This window comes from Amycolatopsis sp. SID8362 (genome assembly GCF_010550475.1).
Taxonomy (GTDB): domain Bacteria; phylum Actinomycetota; class Actinomycetes; order Mycobacteriales; family Pseudonocardiaceae; genus Amycolatopsis; species Amycolatopsis eburnea.
Genome location: NZ_JAAGNB010001155.1, coordinates 15,350 through 36,774, shown reverse-complemented (window position 1 = coordinate 36,774; position 21,425 = coordinate 15,350). Strand labels below are relative to the sequence as shown.

Sequence of the window (21,425 nt, the reverse complement as noted above, 5' to 3'; positions counted from 1 at the left end):
TGTGTGCGGTCAAGGACTGCTACTCCAACAAGATCGTCGGATACTCCATCGCCTCGCACATGCGGGCCTCACTCGCCGTCAGCGCGCTGCGCAACGCGATCGCGCTGCGCGACCCGCACGACGTCGTGGTCCACTCCGACCGCGGAGCCCAGTTCCGATCGGCGGCCTACCAGCGCCTGCTGCGCGGTCATGGGCTGACCGGGTCGATGGGTCGGGTCGGTGCGTGTGGTGACAATGCTGCGATGGAGTCGTTCTTTTCGTTGCTGCAGAAGAACGTTCTCGATACCCGCCGGTGGCGCACGCGGGAGGAGCTCCGGTTGGCGATCGTGTCCTGGATCGAGACGAAGTATCACCGCAAACGCCGCCAACGCGCCCTGGGCAAGCTCACCCCGGTCGAGTTTGAGACCATCTACACGGCCACGTCAGCGGCCTGAGAAACAGTCAGCTCCGGTGTCAACCGAAGTCTGGGCAGACCCGTAGACGTGCCCGATGCCTTGGTCGAGCAGGTGCCAGTGGAAGGCGGACTGGAACTCCGCACCGTTGTCGGTCTGGATCTTCTCGACCTGGAACGGCAGCCGGGACAGCACGTAGTCGAGGAACTGGATCGCGGTCTTCTGGTCGGAGCGGGGGTAGATTCGCAGGATCCGCAGGCGGGTGCAGTCGTCGATGGCGGTGTACTGGTAGTACCGCTTCTTCCGGCCGGCGTCGGTGGTGATCGGCTCGACGAACTTGACGTCGATCTGCAGCTGGTGGCCGGGGCGCTGCTTCTCATACCGCTTCCACCGCTGCTGGTGGCGTTTGTAGCGCTGAGACGCCGGTAGCCGGCTCATGCCGAGGCGTTTGAGGATGCGGTAGATCGTGGAGTGGCCGATCTGCTGGTCGTGGTAGCGGCGCAGGTACATTTCGATCTTCAGTGGGCCGAAGTGGTAGTGCTGCCGCAGGTGGATGATCTTCTCGACCACCTCGGGCGGGGTGATGGTCGGGCAGTGCAAAGGCGCGCTCGAGCGGTCCTTCAACCCGTCGATGCCCTCGTCCTCGTAGCGGCGTTTCCACCGGTAGTACACGGTGCGGCTGATGCCGTAGTACCGGCAGGTCGCCGCGACGTTGCCGCTGACTTCTTCGGCGTGACGTAGGACGGCCAGGCGCCGGTTCGCGCGCCTGACCAGGTCCTTCTCGCTCCATACTCGCTCAGCCATGGGTCTCCCTTGATCAGGAGCCCAGACTGTCAACACCCTCTGTCAGTTTTAGAGCTAGTCGTCGGTCGTCTTGCCGCTGTGGAAGTGCCGAGATATTCGCCGGGCACCCGCCGCGTCCGCGGGCTCGGGCTGCGCAGGAACCGGGCGGTCAGTTCCGCGCACACCTCGCCTGGGACGACGCCGCGGAAGACCACGCCCGCCGAACGGCCTTGCAGGATGTCCACGATGGACTCGGGGTGGAACTCGTGGTGTTCGGTGAACCGGAATTAGCCGGGGTCACCGCGCCGGCCGATGACGGGATCCGAGGAGTCGCCGTCGACCTCTATCGCCTTCTCGATACAGCGGATTCGGGCGTAGTCGGCCTCCGTCTGCGCGGGATCGTCGTGGACGAGGACCGCGAAACCGTAGTCCAGGGACGCGAACAGGTTCGACTCGGCGCCCACGAGGTCGCCGTCGCGGACATTGACGTGCAGAAGGTCGCAACTGGGAAGCTCTCGGATCGCTTCGTAGGTTCTGGTGTTCCGGATTCGTCCGCGCGAGGGGGGAAGCAGGAATACGACGATGACGCTTCGCCTGAGATGGTAGTCCAGCCGCTGCCGCCGGTCCCCGCGGAGATAGCGCGCGAGGCGGCCGATGGCATTGTCGCCAGTGGCCAGGCGGGCGCTTTCGGGCATCCCGCCGCCCGCTATCCGGGCTCCGGTTTCAATCAGCACCGGACCGTCTTCGGTGAGCATCAGTTCGGTGTGGGCGGGGCCGAACCTGATACCCAGAGCGTCCAGGACGTCGCGGGTGTAGGCGACGAGCGTCTCGTTGCCCGGTGCCGCGCAAGGCAGAAAGCGGACGCTTTCGTAGATAGCCGCGGAGCCCGCAGCGCTTTCTCCGCGCAGCACCTTGCGATAGCACGCGATGTCCGTGACCGCGTGCTCGCCGTCGAAGGTGAACGTGTTGACGACGTACTCGACACCGACGACGCGCTCCTGCACGACGACTTGCTCGTTCCGCGCGCCCAGGCGATTGGTCGCGCCGATCAGGTCGTCGAACGCGCGCCGCCACTCCGTGCCGCCGCGGACGAACGTGACACCGTCGGCGCCGACCGACTTCGCGGGCTTGACGACGAGATCGCACCCGGTCAAGGATTCACGATCCAGCCACTTCCCGACCTCCTCGGGATCGTCGGTGGCCACGGTCCTGATCGTGCGGAGGCCCTGGGCCGCGACCCCTTCGACCATGTGCCCCTTGTGCCGGCGCGCCGAGCCGAGCGCTGGAGTGTTGGCCAGGTGCGGTGTCAGCTCCGCGGCCAGGAGGTCTGCCAGCTCCACGCCGGGCTCCGCGCCGGCCAGCACGGCGACCGGGGTCGTCTCGTGGAGTCGGCTCACCAAGTCCGGTGTGACGGTCTCGCCGAAAAAGTACTCGTCGAGCACGTCAGGGAAAAAGGAGGCGCGGTAGACCTCGGGCGGTGGGTTGCTCGTGAGGACCCCGACGATCGAAAACCCGGCGGCGCGCAACCCGGCCGCGAGCAGATTGCCGGACGAGTAGGGGTCCACGATGACGACGGTCGGCTTGGTCACTGGTCCTCCTGCGTCGGAAGGCGGTCGAAATGTTGCCTGGTGGCACGGAGTCCGGGTTTCCCGCCTCGGCGCGGAGAGGATGGTGCACGATGGTGACCATGACGACGCTTCCCCTTTCCCCGGACGAGCTGCTGACCACGACCCGCTCGGTGCGTAAGCGCCTGGACCTCGACCGGCCGGTCCCGGAGCGGCTGGTGCGCGAGTGCCTGGAAATCGCGCTGCAGGCGCCCAGTGCGGGCAACGACCAGCAGTGGCGGTGGATCGTCGTCACCGATCCCGGCAAGCGCGCGGCCATCGGCCGTTACTACCGGCGCTCGTATTTCGAGTACGCCTTTGCCGCCGCGAGCGACTCGGCGACCGCGCAGGACGGCGCCGGCGCCGGCGATGGCGACGCCGAGCGCCGAGCTGCCAGCAGCGCGGCCTATCTGGCCGCGCACATCGCGAAAGTGCCGGTACTGGTGATCCCGTGCATCGAGCTGTCGAAGGGCGAACTGCCCGAGGGGAACCAGGCTTCCTTGTGGGGCTCGGTGCTTCCCGCGGTTTGGAGTTACGCGCTGGCCGCGCGTTCCCGCGGCCTGGGCACCGCGTGGACGACGCTGCACCTGGACTACGAGGAGGAGGTCGCCGAACTGCTCGGAATCCCGTCCGGTGTCCGGCAAGGCGCGCTCATCCCGACCGCGTTCTACACCGGTGACACCTTCAAGCCCGCGTCGCGCCTTCCCTTGGACGACGTCTTGCACTGGGACTCGTGGTGACCGCCGCGGGTCACGACGGGAACCGGCGGCCGTCACCGGTCCGCTCGCAACGTCGAAATGCGCCGTCGCAGGTGGTCGAGCACCGCTGCTTCGTCCTCGTCGGCGCCCGGGCGATTCAGGTAGTGCGGTGGCGCGAGGTGCAGATCCGGGCGGATCCTGCACCAGATGCCCGTCGGCGGTGTGGTCAGGTCACGCTTGGTGCCGGCGACGGTCTGCCAACTCCGCTTGGGCGGGGAAATCGCGGTGAGAGTGAAACCGGCCTGGGCGAGCCAGTTCTGGTCGGCCGTCCGGTCCGGGTCGTCCAGCGGCAGTCGCACGGCGACGGTGCAGCAGCCGAGCGATTCGGCTGCTCGCACCGCATCCGGGAAGGGCAGCGCGTCCGCGTCGCCGGCGCGCTCGGGGCGCACGGTGACGTGATTGGCCGCGATGAGCTCGGTGCTCTGCGGAGCGATCACCGTCGACCGCGCCGGTGAGGGTCGCGCTCGGCTCCGTGCGACGCGGACGCCGGCGGGAGCCGCGAGGTTCAGCCGAGTCAGCGCCTCGGCGAAGGCCGCGTCGTCCGCGTCGGCGAACCACCAGGGTGTGCTGGCCGGTACCGCGCGCCGCACGACGTCGGGATCGCGGTGGGCTTCGCGGAGCTCGGTGCACTCCAGGACGCCGCCCTGCATGACGTAGAACGGGACGATTCCCCAGTGCTGGGACCGGACGTGCGTGCAGTGGATGTGCTGGACGGCCTCGCCGCCGCGCACGGGGGGCACTGTCTTCCGGTTGCGCGCCGCGAGAAGCAGGGTGTGGTAGCGGTCGTGCACCCCCCGGTCCGTGCCGGAGTGGTACCCGATCATCCGGTGCAGGATGGCGGCCACGGCACCGACGGTCGCGTCCATGCTGCCCGAGCGGCAAAGCTCACCGTGCCCTGGACCGAATTCGTGCTCCGCCGAAAGGACGGTTACCGTGCCCAGCGCCAGGTCGGGCAGCTCAGCAACGTCGGGCTTGTGCAGCTCGGCCCGTGCGGCCGCGATCTGCCCGGGAGCACCCCAGAACCAGATATGCTCGTCCCCGCGGCGGATCTGCTCGCCGAGCCGGCCGAACTCGAAGGAGTCGGTATGGTAATCGCCGCGGTAGGTGCGCAGCAGCACCGACAACCGGAGCTGCGCGGACCGGCTGGGAAACCGGCGCGTTTCGTCCGGGTCGAGGAACATGGTGGCCGGGTCGAACGGGCGGCTCGCGAGTGTTCGCCTCATGCGGCCGAGCAGCTCGGCCACGGAGGTGACAGGGTAGGCCAGGACCCGGGCGTCGGCGTTCACGGCAGCACCTCCAGCCGTACGCTGCGGGGTTCGAGTACCGCTTCGAACGAACGGAACGACCGCATGTTGGCCGTCGGCCAGCGGCGGGGCGTACCCACGGCGCGCATCGCCGGGAAGCGGGCCGTGAACTGCTCCATCGCGATCTGTGCTTCCAGCAGCGCCACGCCGGCGCCGAGGCAGTAGTGCACCCCCCATCCGAAGCTGAGCGATGGACCGGGCGGGCGGTCGAGCCGGACCTCGTCCGGGCCGTCGAACTGCTCCGGGTCGCGGTTGGCGGTGGCGAGCAGGGCGACCACGAAGTCACCTTCGGGAATGTGATGCCCGCCGAGCCGGGTCGCCCGCAGGGCGTGCCGGCCCGTGCTTTGCACCGGAGGGTCGGTGCGGAGCACCTCGTGCACCGCCGCGGTGATCGACTCCGGGGCTTGGCGGAGGCGGCGGAATTCCGAGCCGTCGCCGCCGAGCAGGGCATGGAGCACGCTGCCCAGCAGACTCGCCGTCGTCTGGTAGCTCGCGTTGAAGATCTGGAAGACCAGCGGGATGATCTCCGCCTTCTCGATTTCGCCGGACGCACTGGAGCGGAGCAGGTGTGAGATCAGGTCGTCGTGCTCGTCGCCACGGCGGCGGTCGACGAGGATCCGCAAGCACCGCGTGATGGCTTCCGCGGCCACGTCGGCGCGGCCGAGGTGCTCTCGGGTGGGGGCACGTTCGAGCAGCAGGTTGAATTCCATGGTCTGCTGCCGGAAGTCGCCGAACGGCCACTCCGCGACGCCCAGGACCGGCTTGATCACCTCCAGGGGAAGCCGGTCGGCGAAGCCGGCGATCAGGTCGACCGGGCGGTCCCGGGGCAGCGCGTCGAGCAGTTCGCCGGTGGCGTGCCGGATCGACGCCGTCATGGCCCGGAGCCGGTCCGGCGTGAACCAGCCGGCGACGGCTTGGCGGGCCCGGGTGTGGTGCGGCGGGTTCAGCACGAGCAGGGTGCGGCCGAGGAGCTTCAGCGAGGGGTGCGCCCGCCAGCCCGCGCCGCCACGACCCCGGCAGGCCGCGTCCGCGTTGATGCCGAAGGCGGGATCGCGCAGCACGGCACGGCAGCCGGCCCAGTTCGTCGTCACCCACAAACCGTCCTCGATCGGGAGCACCGGGCCCGCTTCTCTCAAGCGCCGCAGCACCGGATAGGGGTCGTCCAGTACCTGGTCGGCCGCGAAGAGCAGCCGGTAGAGCCGGTGCGCTTCCGAGCCGGCCTCGTCGATCTCGGACCCTTCGAGTCCCACGGTTGGCACCTCACATCCGTCGCGGCAGTGCGGTATCGCGTTCGACCAAGCTGTCACCCCAGGTCGATCCGGCCGGCGCGGCGGTCCCGGTCGATCCAGCGGGCGAGCAGGATGTAGGCAACGGCGATCCAGGCCGCGCCCACCAGCAGTTCGAAGAAGATCTGGGCGAGTACCGCGGTTCCCAGGGCACCGGCGATGATCGCACGCACGGCCCGCAGGCCGTGCGTGACCGGCAGGAAGTCACTCATCACCCGGACCGGCCACGGCCAGAACGAGACAGGGACGTTGACCCCGGCGAAGAGGACCACCGACAGGTAGGCGATGTTCACCGAACCGGGCTCCAGGAAGGAGAAGCGGTAGACCACGGCCGCGACGAAGCAGCCGTAGCAGTAGCAAGTCACGGACACGACGACGAGGATCGGGAAGACGGCCAGCGAACCGGGCCACGGCACGGGGACGTCCAGGACGAGAATCAGCACGAGGAACACGAGTGCCGAGCTGCAGGACCCCATGACGATGCGCATCGACGGCCGGGCGAACACGCTCAGCACGTGGTTGCCGGGTGTGCCGACCAGCAGGCCGAGTACGCCGAAGTACCGTTCTGTCACCGCGGCGGGCGCGATCGCCGAACCCTCGAGCGCGATCACGCCGAGCACGTTGCCGATGAGTATGAAGGTGACCAGCCGGTCGCCCTCGACGTACTTTCCGGCCAGGCTGAAGAAGAGCACCTGGAAGACCAGGCGGACCACCCACCCGGTGAGCCACAGCCGGAGCTGGAACGTCTCGGTGAACTCTTCGTACCCGGAGCGGGCCGAAGCGGCGACGACGGTCGCGGCGTGGGAGCGGAAGACGCGGTGACCGGTCATGTGGTCAGCCGTCCCGTGGTCCGCAGCGTGCGCACGATCCGGGCGAGGAGCAGCGCGCTGAGCGGGAACATGACGATGGTGAGCGCCAGTTCGGCGAGCAGCATCCGGGGCATCTCGGGCTGCGGCCCGGCGCGGAGGCTCGCGCGTGCGAGATCGGCGCCCCAGGACAGGTAGATGCACCCGGAAAGCGGTTTCAGCCAGTCGGGCAGCAACGCCACGGGCGTGAAGAACCCGGCGAGGACGAACAGGGGGTAGTTCATGAAGTTGGGCAGCGACCTGGAGTTGCGGGACAGTCCGACGACGGCCGCGACGAGTGCGCCGGCCGAGATGGTCCCCACTGCCGTGACGAACAGGGCCGCGGCAAACCACCACGGGTGGTGGACGATGGGCCGGGCCTGGAACACCCCGACCCCGACGGCCCACGCCTCACTGTAGGCGAGCAACCCGACGAGAGCCGACATCGTCAGCCTGCCCCACAGGTACCCCGCGAAGGACGCCGGCGCCGCGAGCAGCAACTCGAGCATTTCGACGCTCTTGTCCCCGGCGAGGCTCATCCCGCCGAGCGCGAGCGTCACCGACCACAGCCCGTAGAGGGCGGGCGCGAGGAGCGCGGCCCCGACGAGGTCGTCTCGGCCGGCCACCGCGACGACCGAAAGGAACACCGCGGTGGTGAATGGGACGGCGACCAGCACACCGCCTTCGCTCGGGCGACTGAGGAACAGCCGGAGCTGGAACGAGAATCCGGCGGTGTAGCCGCTGGTCATGCTTCGGGCGCCTGTCGCTCGGTCAGGCTCAGGTACACCGATTCCAGCGGGGGCCGGACCGTGCGCACTTGCACGGCACCGTGGGCGAGCAGCGTCTCGATGACCGGCCGGATCGCGGCGGACGAGGTCAGCCGGACGTGCGCGCACCCACTCGCGTCGCGGTTGACCGACGCCACGCCGGGCAGGCGGCCGACTGCGTCGAGCGCTGGCGCGTCGGCGTCTTCGACGTCGACCTGGGTCCGCTCGTCGAACAGCGCGGACAGCGCCGCGGGGGAGTCGGTGACGAGGATGCGCCCGCGGTCCATGAGCGTGACGCGATCGCAGATCTGCTCGGCTTCGGAGGTGTCGTGAGTGGTGAGCACGATGGTCTTCCCGTCGGCGGCGAGCGTGGACACCAGCGTGCGGAAGTCGCGTCGCGCGGCGGGATCGACGCCGATGGTCGGCTCGTCCAGGAACAGCATCCCGGGGTCCGGCAGCAGCGCGCGGGCGAGGTGCAGCCGTTGCCGCATTCCCCGGGAGTAGGTGTGCACGGGTGAATCGGCGCGGTCGAGCAGGTCGAACCGTGCCAGTACGGCGTCACACCGGTCCTCGCGCAGCGCTTTGGGAATGTCGAGCATCGCGGCCCAGAACCGCAAGGTCTGCCGAGCGGTGAGATGGACGTGGAACCCGCGTTCGCCGCCGAGCGCCACGCCGATCCGCGCGCGGACTTGCGCCGCTTCGGTGACGACGTCGAAGCCCAGCACGCGCGCGGAGCCGGAAGACGGCAGCAGCGCGGTCGAAAGGATCTTCACGAGCGTGGTCTTGCCGGCGCCGTTCGGGCCGAGGACGCCGTGCACTTCGCCGTGCGGGATCGTCAGGGAGATTCCGTCCAGTGCCACTCGCGGCGGCTGCTTCGACTCGCGCCTGCCCTGGACCGCGTAGATCCGGTGCAGGTCGCGCACCGCGATCGCCGGCGCGTGCGGCGTCGCGGCGGTGAGCCGGAGCTCTTCCCGGGGGTCAGTTGCCTTCTGCATAGCGAAACGCTTTCCTTCGCATCGCGGCGAGTTCTTCGGCCGGCGCGTACCGGCCGCAGTCGGTGCCGATCATGCGCAGCACCTCTTCCGTGGCCTGGCGCACGTTTTCGGGTCGCAGCACCTCGCGTCCCTCGCACACGCTCAGGTGCCACAGCGGCTCCAGCCGTGCGCCCCGCCGGAGCTTGGCGGCGAGGTTCGTCGGCCCGAGGTGCACGCCGTCCAGACCGCGCTCGTAGCAGATTTCGAGAGCACAGCGGAAGAGCAGGTGGAACAGGATGGGGGTGGCACTCGTGCGGAGCCGTTCGACGAGTGCGGCGTGGCGGCCCCACAGCCGTCCCTGCCACTCGTACCAGAGGCCGAACCCCACCGGCTGCCCGTTTTCCTCGACCACCACGAGAGACTCGATGTCGCCCGCGTACCGGGCCAGCGCGTCGAGTTCGGCCACTATGTCGGCCAAGGTGCGTGGTGAACCGTGCCGCGCGACCGCCTGCAGCGCGAGCGGCGCGAGCGCGGTCACCTCGTCGGCGAGCCGGCCGGCGCGGAACCGGATTCCCGGCGCGCGAAGCACTCGCCGGTACTGGTTGAGGAGCTCGGCTCGCCGGCGCTTGCCCACGCCCTCGAGGTAGTCCTCGACGCTGCCGCCCGGTGCCGGCAGAAAGCACTCCGGTTGGGCGGAGAGAACGGGAATCGGCGGCCGGTCGCCGTCGGTGCCGGTCGCGATCAGGTCGGCTGTCGCCGTGGTCAAATGCAGCGCGTACACCCAGGGCCGGCCGTGCTCGGCGGCGAGCCGGACGGCTTCGCCGAGAAGGGCGCCAGCCGCGGCCGGGTCCGGCTCACCCGCCCAGTGCGTGCGGTACCCGCGGCGCTGGCCGAGCAGCAGGTACGGTTCCGGTTGACGGAACGGGTACAGCACGTGGGGGCGGTACGCGACCGTGGGCTCGTCGGTGGGCAGCACGAACGGAACGGTGGTCACCGGGCGTCCCGAGCGGCCGGCCACGAAGTACCGCTGCAGGTCGTCGCTGATGTCGGCGCACACGGCGAGCCACGGCGGCGACGAATAGAAGCCGTTCGCCGGGTGGTCGAGCAGCCCGGCCGCGGCGCCGAGATCGTCAAGGTCGTCCGCCACCGTGATCTGCGCTGCTGGTGTCATGGTCATCCTCCGATCGGCCCGCGGTTTCGAGGAATTCGGCCAGGTCGTCGAGACTCGGGTGGTCGAAGAGCGTGATGACGCTCAAGGTGAGGCCGAACTCGGTGTTGATCGCGTTCATGAGTTCCACGGCGCTGAGCGAGTTCCCACCGAGCTTGAAGAAGTCGCGTTCCCCGGTGGGTGGCGTTTCGCCGAGGACCGCGGTCCACAACGTGGCCAGCCGGGGCAACGTGCCGGCCGCGGTGCCCGGCGGAGCGGGCACCGGCCGACGGCCTTCCGGCGGTGTCAGGGGGACGGCAGGCGCCTGGTCGGACTGGCGCAGCGGCGCGACGCCTCCGGAGTGGGCGAGCGCAACCGGCTGCCCGGACCGGTGCGGGCGCACCGCAACCTGTTCGCGGTGGGGCGCCACCGCCAGCAGGGCGAGGAACAGCTCGCCGCCGGTACGCGGATCGAGGCCGTCTCCGTGGTTCGTGGTCCCGGCCGGCGGCGACGAACGCGGCGTGAGCGCGTCCGCCTGGAGTTTGCGCATCGTGAACTCGCCGACCCTGGCGATCAGCCTGCCGTCTTCGGCGTACGCGTCGATGTCGGCGACGATGATTCCGTTCGTCGACGGACGGCGCCGGATGTGACTGACCACCCGGGCGGGGAACGGCTCGAACAGCGTCAGCGACCCGCAACGGAACGGCAGGGCGAGCCCGTCGGTCGCGGGCCGGCGCGCCTCGGTGATCGCGGCGTCGAGAAGCGCCGGGTGGACGGCGTGCTCGGCGAGCTCGTCGACGAACGTCCGTGGAAGGCTGAGCCGGACCAGCCGCTCCGCGGTGTCGTCCGCCCGAACGGTGGTGCTTTCGACGACGTCCCAGCGCGGGCCGAGTGCGAAGCCGTCCGGATCGGGCTCGGCCGGTGCCGGCGTGTCCAGTGCACCGGCCAGCAGGGAAAGGGCGTCGTCGGGCGGCGGTGCCGGCGTCGCCGCCCGCATCCGCCCGGTGACGTGCACCGTGGTGGCCGGGCGTTCCGGGGCCGCCGTCGGGCGGGAGCGGGCGGTGAACTCCCATTCGTCGCCACGCGGGGTGAAGACGCAGCTCCAGCAACGGGGTTCTGAGCCGTCTAGGACATCGTGGAAGACGACATCGTCCCAGCGCACGGGACCGGGCTGGTCCACGACGGCTTCGTGGAAGGCCCGGAGCACCAGGTCCAGGTGGGCGGTCGCCGGCAGAATCGGCGTGCCGGAGAGCCGGTGCTCGTCGAGCAACGGCGAATCGGTCACCCCGACCACAATCTCCCATCTCGGCCAGCCCGGTTCCGGTTCGTCCGCCGGACGGGTTCGCGGTCCGGCGGTTCCGGAGGCGGGATCCGGCTGGGCCGCCATGCCGGCGCCGTTCCACGCCGGCCAGTTCACGGTCATCGCGGGCAGGCCCGCCCGGGCGAGCGCGACGAGGGCCGCATCGAGGAACGCGTTCGCGGCGGCGTAGTCGGTGCCGCCGACCAGGCCGCCGAGAGCCGCGCGGCTGGAGAACCCCACGACGAAGTCGAGTGCGGCGGTGTGCTCCTTCAGGGCCTCGGTGAGTGCCAGCGTGCCGTGCACCTTCGGCGCGAGCACCGCGGCGGCCGCCTCCGCCGAACGGCGCAGCAGCAGCTGGTCGCCGGGCAGCCCGGCGAGGTGCACGACACCGTGGATCGCGCCGTGGTCGGCAGCGATCGCGTCGAACAGCGCCCGGGTTTCGAGCCGGTCGGTGACGTCGCAGCGGCGAACCTCGACAGATGCCCCGGTGGCGCGGACGGCGTCGGGACCAGCGGGCGGGATCTCGGCGGGATCCCGCCGAGTCGTCAGCACCAGATGGGGACCGGCGCCGGTCTCGCCCAGCGCGCGGGCGACCGCCAGGCCGAGGGCGCCACACCCGCCGGTGAGCACGTAGACTCCGCCGTCCCGCACGGCCAGCTCACCCGGCGACGGCGGAACTCCGTCGAGAGCCACCTCCGTTCGCACCCACCGGCGCGATCCGCGCAGCGCCACGACCGGGTCGGCCGGGGTGGTCCCGAGCTCGGTGGCGAGCACGGTGGTGGCGCACGAAGCGGTCGCGATGTCCACGAGGCGGCAGCGGATGTCGCCGGTTTCCTGGGAGAGGCTCCGCGCCAGTGCGGGCAGCATGGCTTTCGCCGGGTGCGACGTCTCCGCACCGGAGACGTCGACGCCCCCATCGGTCAGCAGCACGAGTTCCGCGCCGGGCAGCCGCCGCGCGAGGACCTGGGCGAAGGTACGGACGCTCTGCACGGTGTGCCGCACCTGGTGGTCGACGGAGCTCGGATCCGGCGCGGGCCACGGTGCCAGTGCGAGGGCGTGCACCACGAGGTCGGGTGGGGTGCCGTGCGCGGCGACGGCCGCGAGCATGCCGTCGACGTCGTCCGGGTGGTCCGGGCGCAACCGCCACCCGGCACCGTCCGCGGTCAGCGGGTCGTCGCCGGCGCGAGCCACGACGACGCGGCAGCCACCGCGTTGCAAGGCCAGGATGGCCGACCGCACGCTGCGTGCGTCGTCGGGCGCCAGCACCACCGCGGTGCGAGCCGTACGCGCGACGGGCGCCAACGGCGGCACCCGCACCCACACCGGTTCGCCGAACGGGGTGACCGGCGTGGCCGGGCCGGCCTCCGCGACCGGAGCCTGCTCTTCGGCCGGGCGGTTCGCTGCCAGGTCCACCCAATGCCGCTTGCGCTCGTACGGGTATCCCGGGACGGGGATGCGGTGTGCGGGTGCGCTGTGCCGCAACCGCGGCCAGTCGAGGGAAAACCCCTCCGCCCACACCGCTCCGGCGGCCTCCAGGAGTGCCTTCTCCGCATTGCTTCGCGGCAGGCAGGGCCAGGCGTCCGAGTCCGCGGCACGTACCTGGTCGGTGGCCTTCGCGAGCGCGGTGAGAGTGCTTCCGGGGCCCAGTTCCAGCAGCACCTTCCGGCCGCCCGAGAGCAGTGCCGACAGCCCGAGGTCGAACCGCACTGGGTTGATCAGCTGGTCGGCCCAGAACCCGGGCCGGGTGGCTTCGCCGGTCACCGCCGCGCCCGCGGCGGACGAGATCAGGCGAACGCGAGGTTCCCGAAGCGTCACCGCGCGGAGCGTGGCCAGGAACGGGGCGACGGCGTCGGACATCAGGTCGCAGTGGAACGCGTGCGAGGTCGGCAGGACACGGACCGCGACGCCCTCCGCCGTCAACTCGCCGGCCAGTGCCCGCACGGCCTCCGACGGTCCGGCGAGCGTGGTCGTCGTGTGATCGTTGACGACGGCTACGGCGACTCCGTCGCGCAGGAGCGGCAGCAGTTCGCCGTACGGCCGGCGGACGGAGAGCATCGAGCCGCGAGGCAAGCCGCTCATGGCCGTCGCCCGGGACGTGACGACCGCGACCGCGTCGTCCAGGTCGAGCACTCCCGCCACGGTCGCGGCAGTCAGCTCGCCCAGGCTGTGGCCGAGCACTGCGGCCGGTCGCACGCCGAGGTCCGCCCAGAACCGCGCGAGTGCGTAGCCGATGGAAAACAGCAACGGCTGTGCGACGGCGGTGTCGGCCAGCCCGGCTTCCGCTTCGGTGCCGTCGCGCATCCACGCGTCGTGCAGTCCGGGCAGCGTGAAGCGGTTGAGGCAGTCGTCGAAGTGGGCCGCGAAATCCGGTCGTGCCGCGTGGAGTTCGCGGGCCATCCCCACGTGCTGTGCGCCCTGTCCGGGGAAGAGGAAAGCGATTTCTCCCTGCTCTCCGGCGGTTCGCCGCACCGCCGGGACGCCACGCAGCGCGGCCGGCGCGTTGTCCGCCGTGGCGACGACCGCGGCCCGTTCGCGATGCACGGTGCGGCCGTCCTGGAGCGTCGCGACGAGATCCGGGATGCCGGCCGGGCCGAGGTTCGCGGCGGTGTCGGCGAGTGCCGTCCCGAGCCGACGGCTCCCTTCCTCACTCCCGGCGGACCAGACGAACAGCTGAGGGCGCGGACTCGTCACCCGGGGCGCCGGGGCGGGGCCTTCTTCGAGGACGAGGTGGACGTTGGTGCCGCCGATGCCGAGTGAGTTGAGGCAGGCCCGCCGCGGTCGCCCGGCGCGGCGCGGCCAGGGAGTCACGCCGGCACGGACGGCGAACGGTGTCCGGTCGAGCCGGAGCCGGGGGTTGGCCCGGACGAAGTTCGCCGTCGGTGGCAGCCGCTCGTCCTGAAGCGCGAGGCAGACCTTGATCAGCGAGATGATTCCCGCGGCGTGGCCGAGGTGCCCCACGTTGCCCTTGATCGAGGAGAGCACGATGGGGTCGCCGTCGTCGGCGCCGCGGCCAAGGCCGGCGAACGCCTGCGCCAGCGCCGAAACTTCGATCGGGTCGCCGAGCACCGTGCCCGTCGCGTGGGCTTCGACGAACGAGATGTCGCCCGGGTCGATCTCGGCGAGGTGGAGTGCCTCGGAGGTCACGGCGATCTGGCCGGCCAGGCCGGGTGCGGAGAAGCCGGCTTTGGCCGAACCGTCGTTGTTCACCGCGCTCGCGCGGATGACCGCCCAGATGGTGTCGTGGTCGGCCACCGCGTCGCTGTAGCGCTTGAGCAGCACGGCACCGGCCCCCGAACCGAACACCGTGCCGCCCGCCCCGGCGTCGAACGGGCGGCAGTGGCCGTCCGGAGAGAGTGGCCCGCCGGCGTCCCAGTGGTAGCCGTGATGCACCGGCACCTCCAGTTCGCCGCCACCGGCGACGGCGGTGTCGCACTCGCCGGACAGCAGCGATTGGCAGGCGAGGTGCACGGCGAGTGCACTGCTGGAGCACGCGGTCGACACCGACAGCGCCGGGCCGCGGAAGCCGAACCGGTAGGCCAGGTGCGTCGCGGCGTAGTCGGGATAGCTCAGCGTCCCGGTCGCGAGCCCGGTGGTGGAGCCGGGCTGGTACCCCTGAAGCACGTGCATGTCCAGGTACCGGTTCATGCCGACCGTGGCGAACACGCCGGTGTCGGCGATCCGGTGCGGGTCGTAGCCGGCGTGCTCGATCGCGCTGTGCGCGCTCTCCAGGAACATGCGGATCTGCGGGTCGAGCACGTCCGCGTCGCGGCTGGTGAAGCCGAACAGCCCCGCGTCGAAGTATTCGGGGCTCGGCGCCGCGATGCTCGCTCGCACGTAGCCGGGCCGGGCCAGCACATCGGCGGGGACCCCGGCGGCGCGTAGCTCGTCGTCGGTGTGGAACCGCACCGCTTCGGCCCCGGCGAGCAGGTTCACCCGGAACTCGTCCAGGCTCGCCGCGCCAGGAAAGCGGCCGCCGAGCCCGATAATGGCGATGCGGTCATGATCGGATGTGCTCACCTGGAGCCTTCCTGCCGGCGCGAGTGCCCGCGTGCCGCGCGCCTGCGGTCGAGTAGGTCGGTGGAGCGGCGCGCGCGAGTGGCCGGGCGCCTCGGGTCGCCGTGCAGATGGGTGGCGAGCGAGCGGATGGTGGGAAACTGGAACAGGACCGTCGGCTCGAGATCGGTGTCCAGCGCGTGCTCGAGCGCGCTGTGGGCGGTGAGCATCGTCAGGGAACTGGCTCCCAGGTCGAACAGGTTGGCGTCGAGCGGAACCCGGGGCCGGCGGAGCAGGCCGCACCACACGTCGTGCACCGCGCGCTCGACAGGGTCCGGTGCGTCGGATTCCGGCCCGGCCGAGGCGGCGACGGGCCCCGGGTCGGTCAGCGCCGCCCGATCGATCTTCCCGTTGCGAGTCCGCGGCACGCCGGCCACCTCCACGAACCGGGTGGGCGTGCAGTGGGCGGGCAGCAGCGTGCGCAGCCGGGCGCGACACGCGTCGTCGTCACGCGCGGCGGGATCCCGCACGAGGTAGGCGACGACGAGTGTGCTGCCGTCGGGGCCGCGGTACACCTCGGCCGCGGCGTCGTGGACTCCGTCCAGTGACCGCACCGCGGCTTCGATCTCACCCAGTTCGACCCGGTGGCCCTGGATGCTCCGCTGGTCGCCCGTTCCGCGGCCGAGGACGACCACCGTGCCGTCCGCCTGGAACCGGCCGAGGTCTCCTGTGCGGTAGCGCCGGTGCCCGGCGACCGGATCGGCTTCGAGGGCGAGCGGTTCGCCGATCGAGCCTTCGGCGAGATATGGGCTGCGCACGACGATCTCACCGGGCTCACCGATCGCGGCCGGCCTTCCGGTTCTCGTCCGGATCAGCAGCTGCGCCCCCGGGACTCCGCTGCCCACGGCCAGCCGCGCGCCGGGGCGGGCCGCGGGATCGGCGTCGCACATCGCGACCAGCTGCGGGGTTTCGGTGGTGCCGTAGCCGTTGACGACGCGGGCGTGCGGGGCCCAGGTCCGGATCGCCGCGGCGTCCGCGCCGGAGAGGAGGTCCCCGGCCGAGAGCACCAGGCGCAAAGACGGCACCGGCCCGGTGTCCGTGGCGCCGGCCAGCGCCCGGCCGAGTGCCGGGGTCACGTGCGCGATCGTCACGGCCGAATCGCGCAGCCAGCGCAGCAGCCGGTTCGGGGCGAGCAGCAGTTCGTCCGGCGGAATCCGGCAACCGGCGCCGCTGACCAGCGGGAGCAGGATGTCGCGCAGCAGCGGATCGTGGGACAGCCCGCTGAGCATGGCCACCCGGTCACTCGCGCCGACCCGGTGTTCGCGCCGGTACCACGTCAGGAAATTCGAAATCGCCGCCGGACCGCCGAGCACGCCGCGCGGGCTCCCGGTCGTGCCGGAGGTGAACAAGACGTAACCGGCGGCGCCGGAGGCCGGTGGCGGCGCCGGGGCGGCTTCGCCTGCCGTGGACAGCCAGTGCGCGCGGGTGGCCCGGACTTCGGGCGAGGGGTTCGGACCCGCGGCGATCCCGGCCGGACCGGAGGTCGCGCTCGCTTGCGCCACCAGCCACCGCGGTGGCTGGTGGGCGTCCAGCAGCATGAACCGCGCACCCGCTCTGAGCACCGCGAGGACGGCGACCACCAGAGCGCCGCATCGCCCGGTGTGGATCGGGACGACGTCACCGGCCCGCACCCCGGCGTCCCGCAGCCGGCCGGCGAGCCGATCGGAGTGCGCCGCGAGCTCGCCGGCCGTCCACATGCCATCCGGTGCGAAAACCGTTGGTGCTTCAGGGTTCCGGGACAACGCGGCGGTCAGCTCCCGGCCGAGATCGGGCGGATCCGTGCGCAGATCCGCCGTCTCGGCCGGCAGCACCGCCCGGCCGCGGTAGGTGTGCAGGTCGGCATCGCACACCGCCCGCGCCGGCGAAGCACTGAACTGGTCGAGCAGCAGCACGTACTGGTCGAGCAGTTCGCCGGTCTCCTCTTCGGCGAAGGCGTCGGCGGCCGTGACCAGTTCGATGGTGAAACTCTCGGCGTCTTCGGTCACGTACCAAGTGGAGTCGAACAGGGCGCCGGCGGGCGCTGGGTCGATCCGTCGCACGTCCAGGCCGGCGAGCCGGGGCCTCGCCGGCTCGCCGAGCCAGTTGAACCATTGCGAGAACAAGGGGTTGCGCCGACCCGACCCGGCCAGCCCCAGTTCGCCGACGATGTCGGGCAGACCCGCGTCGGCGTGGGTGAAGGCCTCTATCAGCTCGGCGCGCACCCGGGTGACGACGTCCTGAAAGGACTCACGATCGGGCACGGTCAGCCGCACCGGCACGCTCGTCACCTGGAACCCGATGGAGCGGAGCCTGGCTCGGGTCGTTCGAGCGCCGAGCGGGGTGCCGAGCACTACGTCGGTGCGACCGCCGCGGCGGGCGATCAGCACGGCAAGCGCCGCGAACATGACCGTGTAGGGGGTCGTGCGCCACGAGGTCGCGAGTACGCGCACCGCACGCGTCTGCTCGACGGAAAGCCGTGCGCGCGCACGATGAGGTGCCGCAGCGGCCACCGGCCCGGGTTCGGCGAGCACCGGAGGCCCGGTCCAGCCTTCGAACTTCCGCCGCCAGAAGGCCAGCGACGCCGCCGTGGGCGCCTGGACCGTCCGCGGCAGTGCGCACGCTGCCGTGAGCGCGGCCGGCTGTCCGGTGAGTTCCGCCGTGTAGCACCGGTCGAGCTCGTCGAGCAGCACGGACTCGGACCAGCCGTCGAAGACGATGTGCGGGACGACCAGCACGAAAACGTGCCGCTCGGGTCCGAGACGCAACAGCCGGGCGCGCACGAGCGGTGCGCGTGTGAGATCGATCGGTTCGGCGACGAGCGCGCTGATCCGGCTGGTGGCTTCGGCGGGGGAGCACAGGTCGACCGGGAGCGGTACCTCGCATTCGTCGGCGACGTGCACGACCGCACCGTCCCGCCCGGGGCCGAAGGAGCAGCGCAGCGCCTCGTGTCGACGCACCACCGTGGCCAGGGCACGGTGCAGCGCGGGAACGTCCACCACTCCGTCGATCTCCAGCACTGTCGGCAGGTGGTAGCTCGGGTCGTCCCGGTCGAGGCGGTCGAGCAGCCACAACGCGGACTGGGCGGTGGTCGCCGGGAACTCGCGTGACACCGGGGCAGCCGGCGTCGAAGCGGAGTCGCGTTCCGCTGCCGCGGCCAGTTCGACCAGTGCGCCGACAGTCCTGGCGGCGAGGACGTCGGCCACCGAAAGGCGTACGTCGAGGCGCTCCCCGATTGCAGCTGCGACCCGCGCCGCGGCCAGCGAGTCGGCGCCGGAGGCGAAGAGGTCGCTTTTCGTTCCATTGGGAGGAAAGCCCAGGACGGCGTGCCAGGCGGCGTGCACGGCGGCCGCGACCGGCTCGACCGGTCCGGTCCGCTCGGGCAGGGGCGGCGCGCTCCACGCGGCCAGCGCGGCTCGGTCGACTTTTCCGGACCCGGTCAAGGGGAACCGCTCGACCACCTCGATCCGGGTGGGCATTATCGCGGCCGGTAACCGATCCGAAAGCGCTTGCCACACCCGGTCGACGACACCGTGCGCGACGGGGCGGCCGCCGGCGGCGATGAAGCCGCGCAACCGGACGGTATCCGCGCGGTCCACCACGACGACCGCGTCCAGTCCCCACCGGCCGCACTCGGCGCTCAGCAGGGACTCCACCTCGCCGGGATGCACGCGTACGCCGTGCAGCTTGACCTCTTCGTCCACCCTGCCGACGACCACCAGCTGTCCGGAACGGTCGGTCCGCACGAGGTCGCCGGTCCGGTACATCGACGCGGAGCCGCCGATCGCCGACGGTACGAATCGCCGTGCCGTCTCGTCGGGCAGGCCGGCGTAGCCGTCGGCGAGCGTCGGGCCCGCGACGTACAGCTCTCCGGTGTCCCCTTCGGGAACGGGGCGCAGGTTCTCGTCGAGCACGGCCACGACGACGCCGGGGAAGGGACGGCCGATGGGAACGACGGGCCCGGTACCGGGCCCGGTCACTTCGAGGTAAGTCGTGTCGATCGTCGTCTCGGTGATCCCGTAGGTGTTGACGATGCGGGTGCCGGGGCTGGTCACCGCACGCAGAGCGGCCAAGTCGCCGGTGCGCCACTGCTCCCCGCCGGCCACGACCAGGCTGAAGTTCAAGCGTGCCCGGTGCCGCTGAGCCCAGGTAGTGAGCAACCGTAGAACCGACGGTGTCAGTTCGACACTGTCGGCCCCGGTCGTGGCGGCGAGGTCGACCAGCTCCGGCGGGTCCAAAGTGGTCTCCGTCGGACAGAGCACGAGCTTTCCGCCGGACAGCAGGGTACGGGCGAGGTCGGCCACGAACACGTCAAAGGAAAGTCCCGCGACCTGCAGGTACGTCCTCGTCTCGAGGCCGTACACCTGTTCCCACGCCCGATGGATCGCGAGCAGTGCCCGGTGGCCGACCAGGACGGGTTTGGGCGTACCGGTCGAACCGGAGGTATAGATCAAATAGGCGGCTTCGCCGAACCGGGCCGGATGGTCCCAGACGGACAATTCGAGATCGTCGCCGGTGCGCCGGACCACGACCCGGGCACCCGCCTGCGTGAGCAGGACTTCCCTGCGGGCCGGGGGAAGGGCCGGATCGACCGCGAGCAGCGTCGCACCGCATCGCCAGATCGCCAGCGCGGTGATCACGCAGTCCGGGTCGTGCTTCGGCAAGAGCACGGCCACCACATGGCCGGGGCGCGCGCCGTGCCCGCGCAGCCGATCCCGCAGCGCGTCGACCCGGACTAGGAGCGTCTCGTAAGTCAATTCCTCTTCCGCGCCGACCACCGCCACCGCGGTGGCGAAGCGCGCGGCGGTGACCGCGAAGAGATCACCGGCGGTCTGCGGGGAGGGCTCGGCCACCGAACTCATCCTTCGGCCATTTCGTCTTCGACGATGCGCAGCCATTCCTCGAGAAGTGCGGACACCGCCTCCGGTGTGCAGCCACCGTCCTGGTAGCCCACCCGGAGCACGCCGAACTCGTCAAGCAGCACGGCCGTGCACTCCAGGCCCGCGTGACTCTTCACACTGCGCATGCCGGGTTCGGTGGGCAGCGGCACCAATGCGGGTTCCCGCGCTGTCGGCTGCGGCACCGCGTCGAGTTCGAAGTGGAGGGAGGGTGCGGACGGACGCGAAGGATAGGTAGCCGGGTAGAGGTGGCGCAGGAGCGTCGAGCGCGGTACCAGTGAACGGTCCACCGCCTCGATGGCGGTCCTGCGCAAGGCGGCGATCCAGCCGAGCGGGTCGGCCGGATCGTCCGGTGGCGCGGGCGCGAAGGTGATCAGGTTGGAGAAGTAGCCGATGAGGTGCCACGACCTCGGGTCGGTGCGGTAGGCGGCCTTGCTGTTGGCGCCGGTGTAGCCGCCACCGAGCCGGGTGAGCGCTGCGGCGAGCGCAGCTTGGAACACGACGAACGGCGTCGCCTGCCGTGCCTGGCAGAACCGCCGGAAAGGCCCCAGGTCCGCGATTTCGACCTGGGTTTCGACGCGTTGCCGAGGCTCCGACGGCGGTGCCGGGTCGAGCCCGGGCAGTGCGACGGCCGGGTACGGCCCGCAGCGGGAAAGCGCTTCCCGCCAGTACGGCGCACATTCCGCCAGTGCCTGCTCGACCGCGTCGCGCTCGGACCGGGCCAGCGCGTAGTAGTCGTGCTCGATCGTCGGCAGCCCCGCGTCCGTCGCCGATCCGGTCCGCAGGTTCTCCAGGACCCGGTTCATTTCGTCTGACATCAAAACGAGGGAGACGCCGTCGAAGGCCAGGTGGTCGACCGAAACGACCAGTTTTTCCGGTTTTGTCCCGGAATGAAGCACCGTCGCCGCGACCGGAGTGTGGGCTCCCGCGCGCGACGCGGCGAGTGCATGCCGGAACTCCGCATCGTCCGTTGTGGACCAGTAGTCCACAAAGGCCGATTCCGGCCGATCCACGCGCACCCGCCAGGACGACTCCCCGGAGCTGCGGTTTTCCTCCGGCAGCAAAACCGACCGCAATGGCGCGTGCCTGCGCACCACCGTGGCGAACGCGGTGGCCAGCGCGGCGTCCGAGATCTCGCCGGACACACCGAAAGCCGGTGTCATCTTCGGCAGCGGTCCCAGGCCGAGTGCGTCTCGTCCTTCGAGTTCGCCCTCTTGCGCCAGTGATGGAAGCGTCAGTTCCGTCACCCCCCTTGTGGTTGCGGGCACCATAGTCGGGCCTCGGGCGGTCGAGCAACGACCGGTTTCCCGGCCGCGCGGCCGACCTTGTCGGCCCGCC

Annotated in this window: 13 protein-coding genes; 2 read left to right on the top strand and 11 right to left on the bottom strand. The window is 71.0% G+C overall.

Annotation, left to right across the window (positions count from 1 at the left end; genetic code table 11):
- Positions 1 to 434: IS3 family transposase (locus G3I65_RS35680; RefSeq protein ID WP_160699994.1), on the top strand; the 434-nt coding region annotated here is incomplete at its 5' end.
- On the opposite strand, the gene G3I65_RS35675 is transcribed toward G3I65_RS35680, so the two are convergent.
- Both G3I65_RS35675 and G3I65_RS35670 read right to left on the bottom strand, forming a co-directional pair.
- On the bottom strand, positions 423 to 1,196 hold the full coding sequence (locus G3I65_RS35675) for a helix-turn-helix domain-containing protein (protein ID WP_203612609.1): 774 nt from the start codon (positions 1,194 to 1,196) through the stop codon (positions 423 to 425). The two genes, G3I65_RS35680 and G3I65_RS35675, sit on opposite strands and share 12 nt — an antisense overlap.
- A 266-nt stretch (positions 1,197 to 1,462) precedes the next feature.
- Positions 1,463 to 2,764 carry an ATP-grasp domain-containing protein gene (locus G3I65_RS35670; RefSeq protein WP_160699993.1) on the bottom strand — a complete coding sequence of 434 codons (1,302 nt, stop codon included), beginning with the start codon at positions 2,762 to 2,764 and terminating at the stop codon, positions 1,463 to 1,465.
- Positions 2,765 to 2,862: 98 nt separating this feature from the next.
- Here G3I65_RS35670 and G3I65_RS35665 point away from each other — a divergent pair, with 98 nt between their 5' ends.
- The gene (locus G3I65_RS35665) at positions 2,863 to 3,519 is read left to right on the top strand and encodes a nitroreductase family protein (protein WP_160699992.1); all 657 of its coding nucleotides are present in this window, start codon (positions 2,863 to 2,865) and stop codon (positions 3,517 to 3,519) included.
- Between the two features lie 32 nt (positions 3,520 to 3,551).
- Here the strand turns inward: G3I65_RS35665 and G3I65_RS35660 are convergent, their stop codons facing one another.
- Genes G3I65_RS35660 through G3I65_RS35620 form a run of 9 tightly spaced genes read right to left on the bottom strand, consistent with a single transcriptional unit; the run spans position 3,552 to position 21,334 of the window.
- Entirely contained in the window at positions 3,552 to 4,823 is a 1,272-nt protein-coding gene (locus tag G3I65_RS35660) for a hypothetical protein (RefSeq protein ID WP_160699991.1), read from the bottom strand.
- Positions 4,820 to 6,091, bottom strand: coding sequence for a cytochrome P450 (locus G3I65_RS58890; RefSeq protein WP_160699990.1), 1,272 nt, complete (start codon positions 6,089 to 6,091; stop codon positions 4,820 to 4,822). Before G3I65_RS58890 ends, G3I65_RS35660 begins: the two co-directional genes overlap by 4 nt.
- A 53-nt stretch (positions 6,092 to 6,144) precedes the next feature.
- Positions 6,145 to 6,957 carry an ABC transporter permease gene (locus G3I65_RS35650; RefSeq protein WP_160699989.1) on the bottom strand — a complete coding sequence of 271 codons (813 nt, stop codon included), beginning with the start codon at positions 6,955 to 6,957 and terminating at the stop codon, positions 6,145 to 6,147.
- Entirely contained in the window at positions 6,954 to 7,721 is a 768-nt protein-coding gene (locus G3I65_RS35645; RefSeq protein ID WP_160699988.1) for an ABC transporter permease, read from the bottom strand. The genes G3I65_RS35650 and G3I65_RS35645 overlap by 4 nt, the downstream gene beginning before the upstream one ends.
- A complete protein-coding gene (locus G3I65_RS35640; protein ID WP_160699987.1) occupies positions 7,718 to 8,734 on the bottom strand; it encodes an ABC transporter ATP-binding protein in 1,017 nt (338 codons plus the stop codon). Before G3I65_RS35640 ends, G3I65_RS35645 begins: the two co-directional genes overlap by 4 nt.
- Positions 8,718 to 9,884 (bottom strand): GNAT family N-acetyltransferase, encoded by a 1,167-nt coding sequence (locus tag G3I65_RS35635; RefSeq protein ID WP_160699986.1) that lies wholly within the window; start codon positions 9,882 to 9,884, stop codon positions 8,718 to 8,720. The genes G3I65_RS35640 and G3I65_RS35635 overlap by 17 nt, the downstream gene beginning before the upstream one ends.
- Positions 9,844 to 15,177, bottom strand: a complete 5,334-nt coding sequence (locus G3I65_RS35630; protein ID WP_160699985.1) for a type I polyketide synthase — start codon at positions 15,175 to 15,177, stop codon at positions 9,844 to 9,846. The genes G3I65_RS35635 and G3I65_RS35630 overlap by 41 nt, the downstream gene beginning before the upstream one ends.
- Positions 15,174 to 20,042 (bottom strand): AMP-binding protein, encoded by a 4,869-nt coding sequence (locus G3I65_RS35625; protein ID WP_160699984.1) that lies wholly within the window; start codon positions 20,040 to 20,042, stop codon positions 15,174 to 15,176. Before G3I65_RS35625 ends, G3I65_RS35630 begins: the two co-directional genes overlap by 4 nt.
- Positions 20,043 to 20,047: 5 nt before the next feature.
- Entirely contained in the window at positions 20,048 to 21,334 is a 1,287-nt protein-coding gene (locus G3I65_RS35620; RefSeq protein ID WP_160699983.1) for a condensation domain-containing protein, read from the bottom strand.
- Positions 21,335 to 21,425 lie beyond the last annotated feature (91 nt).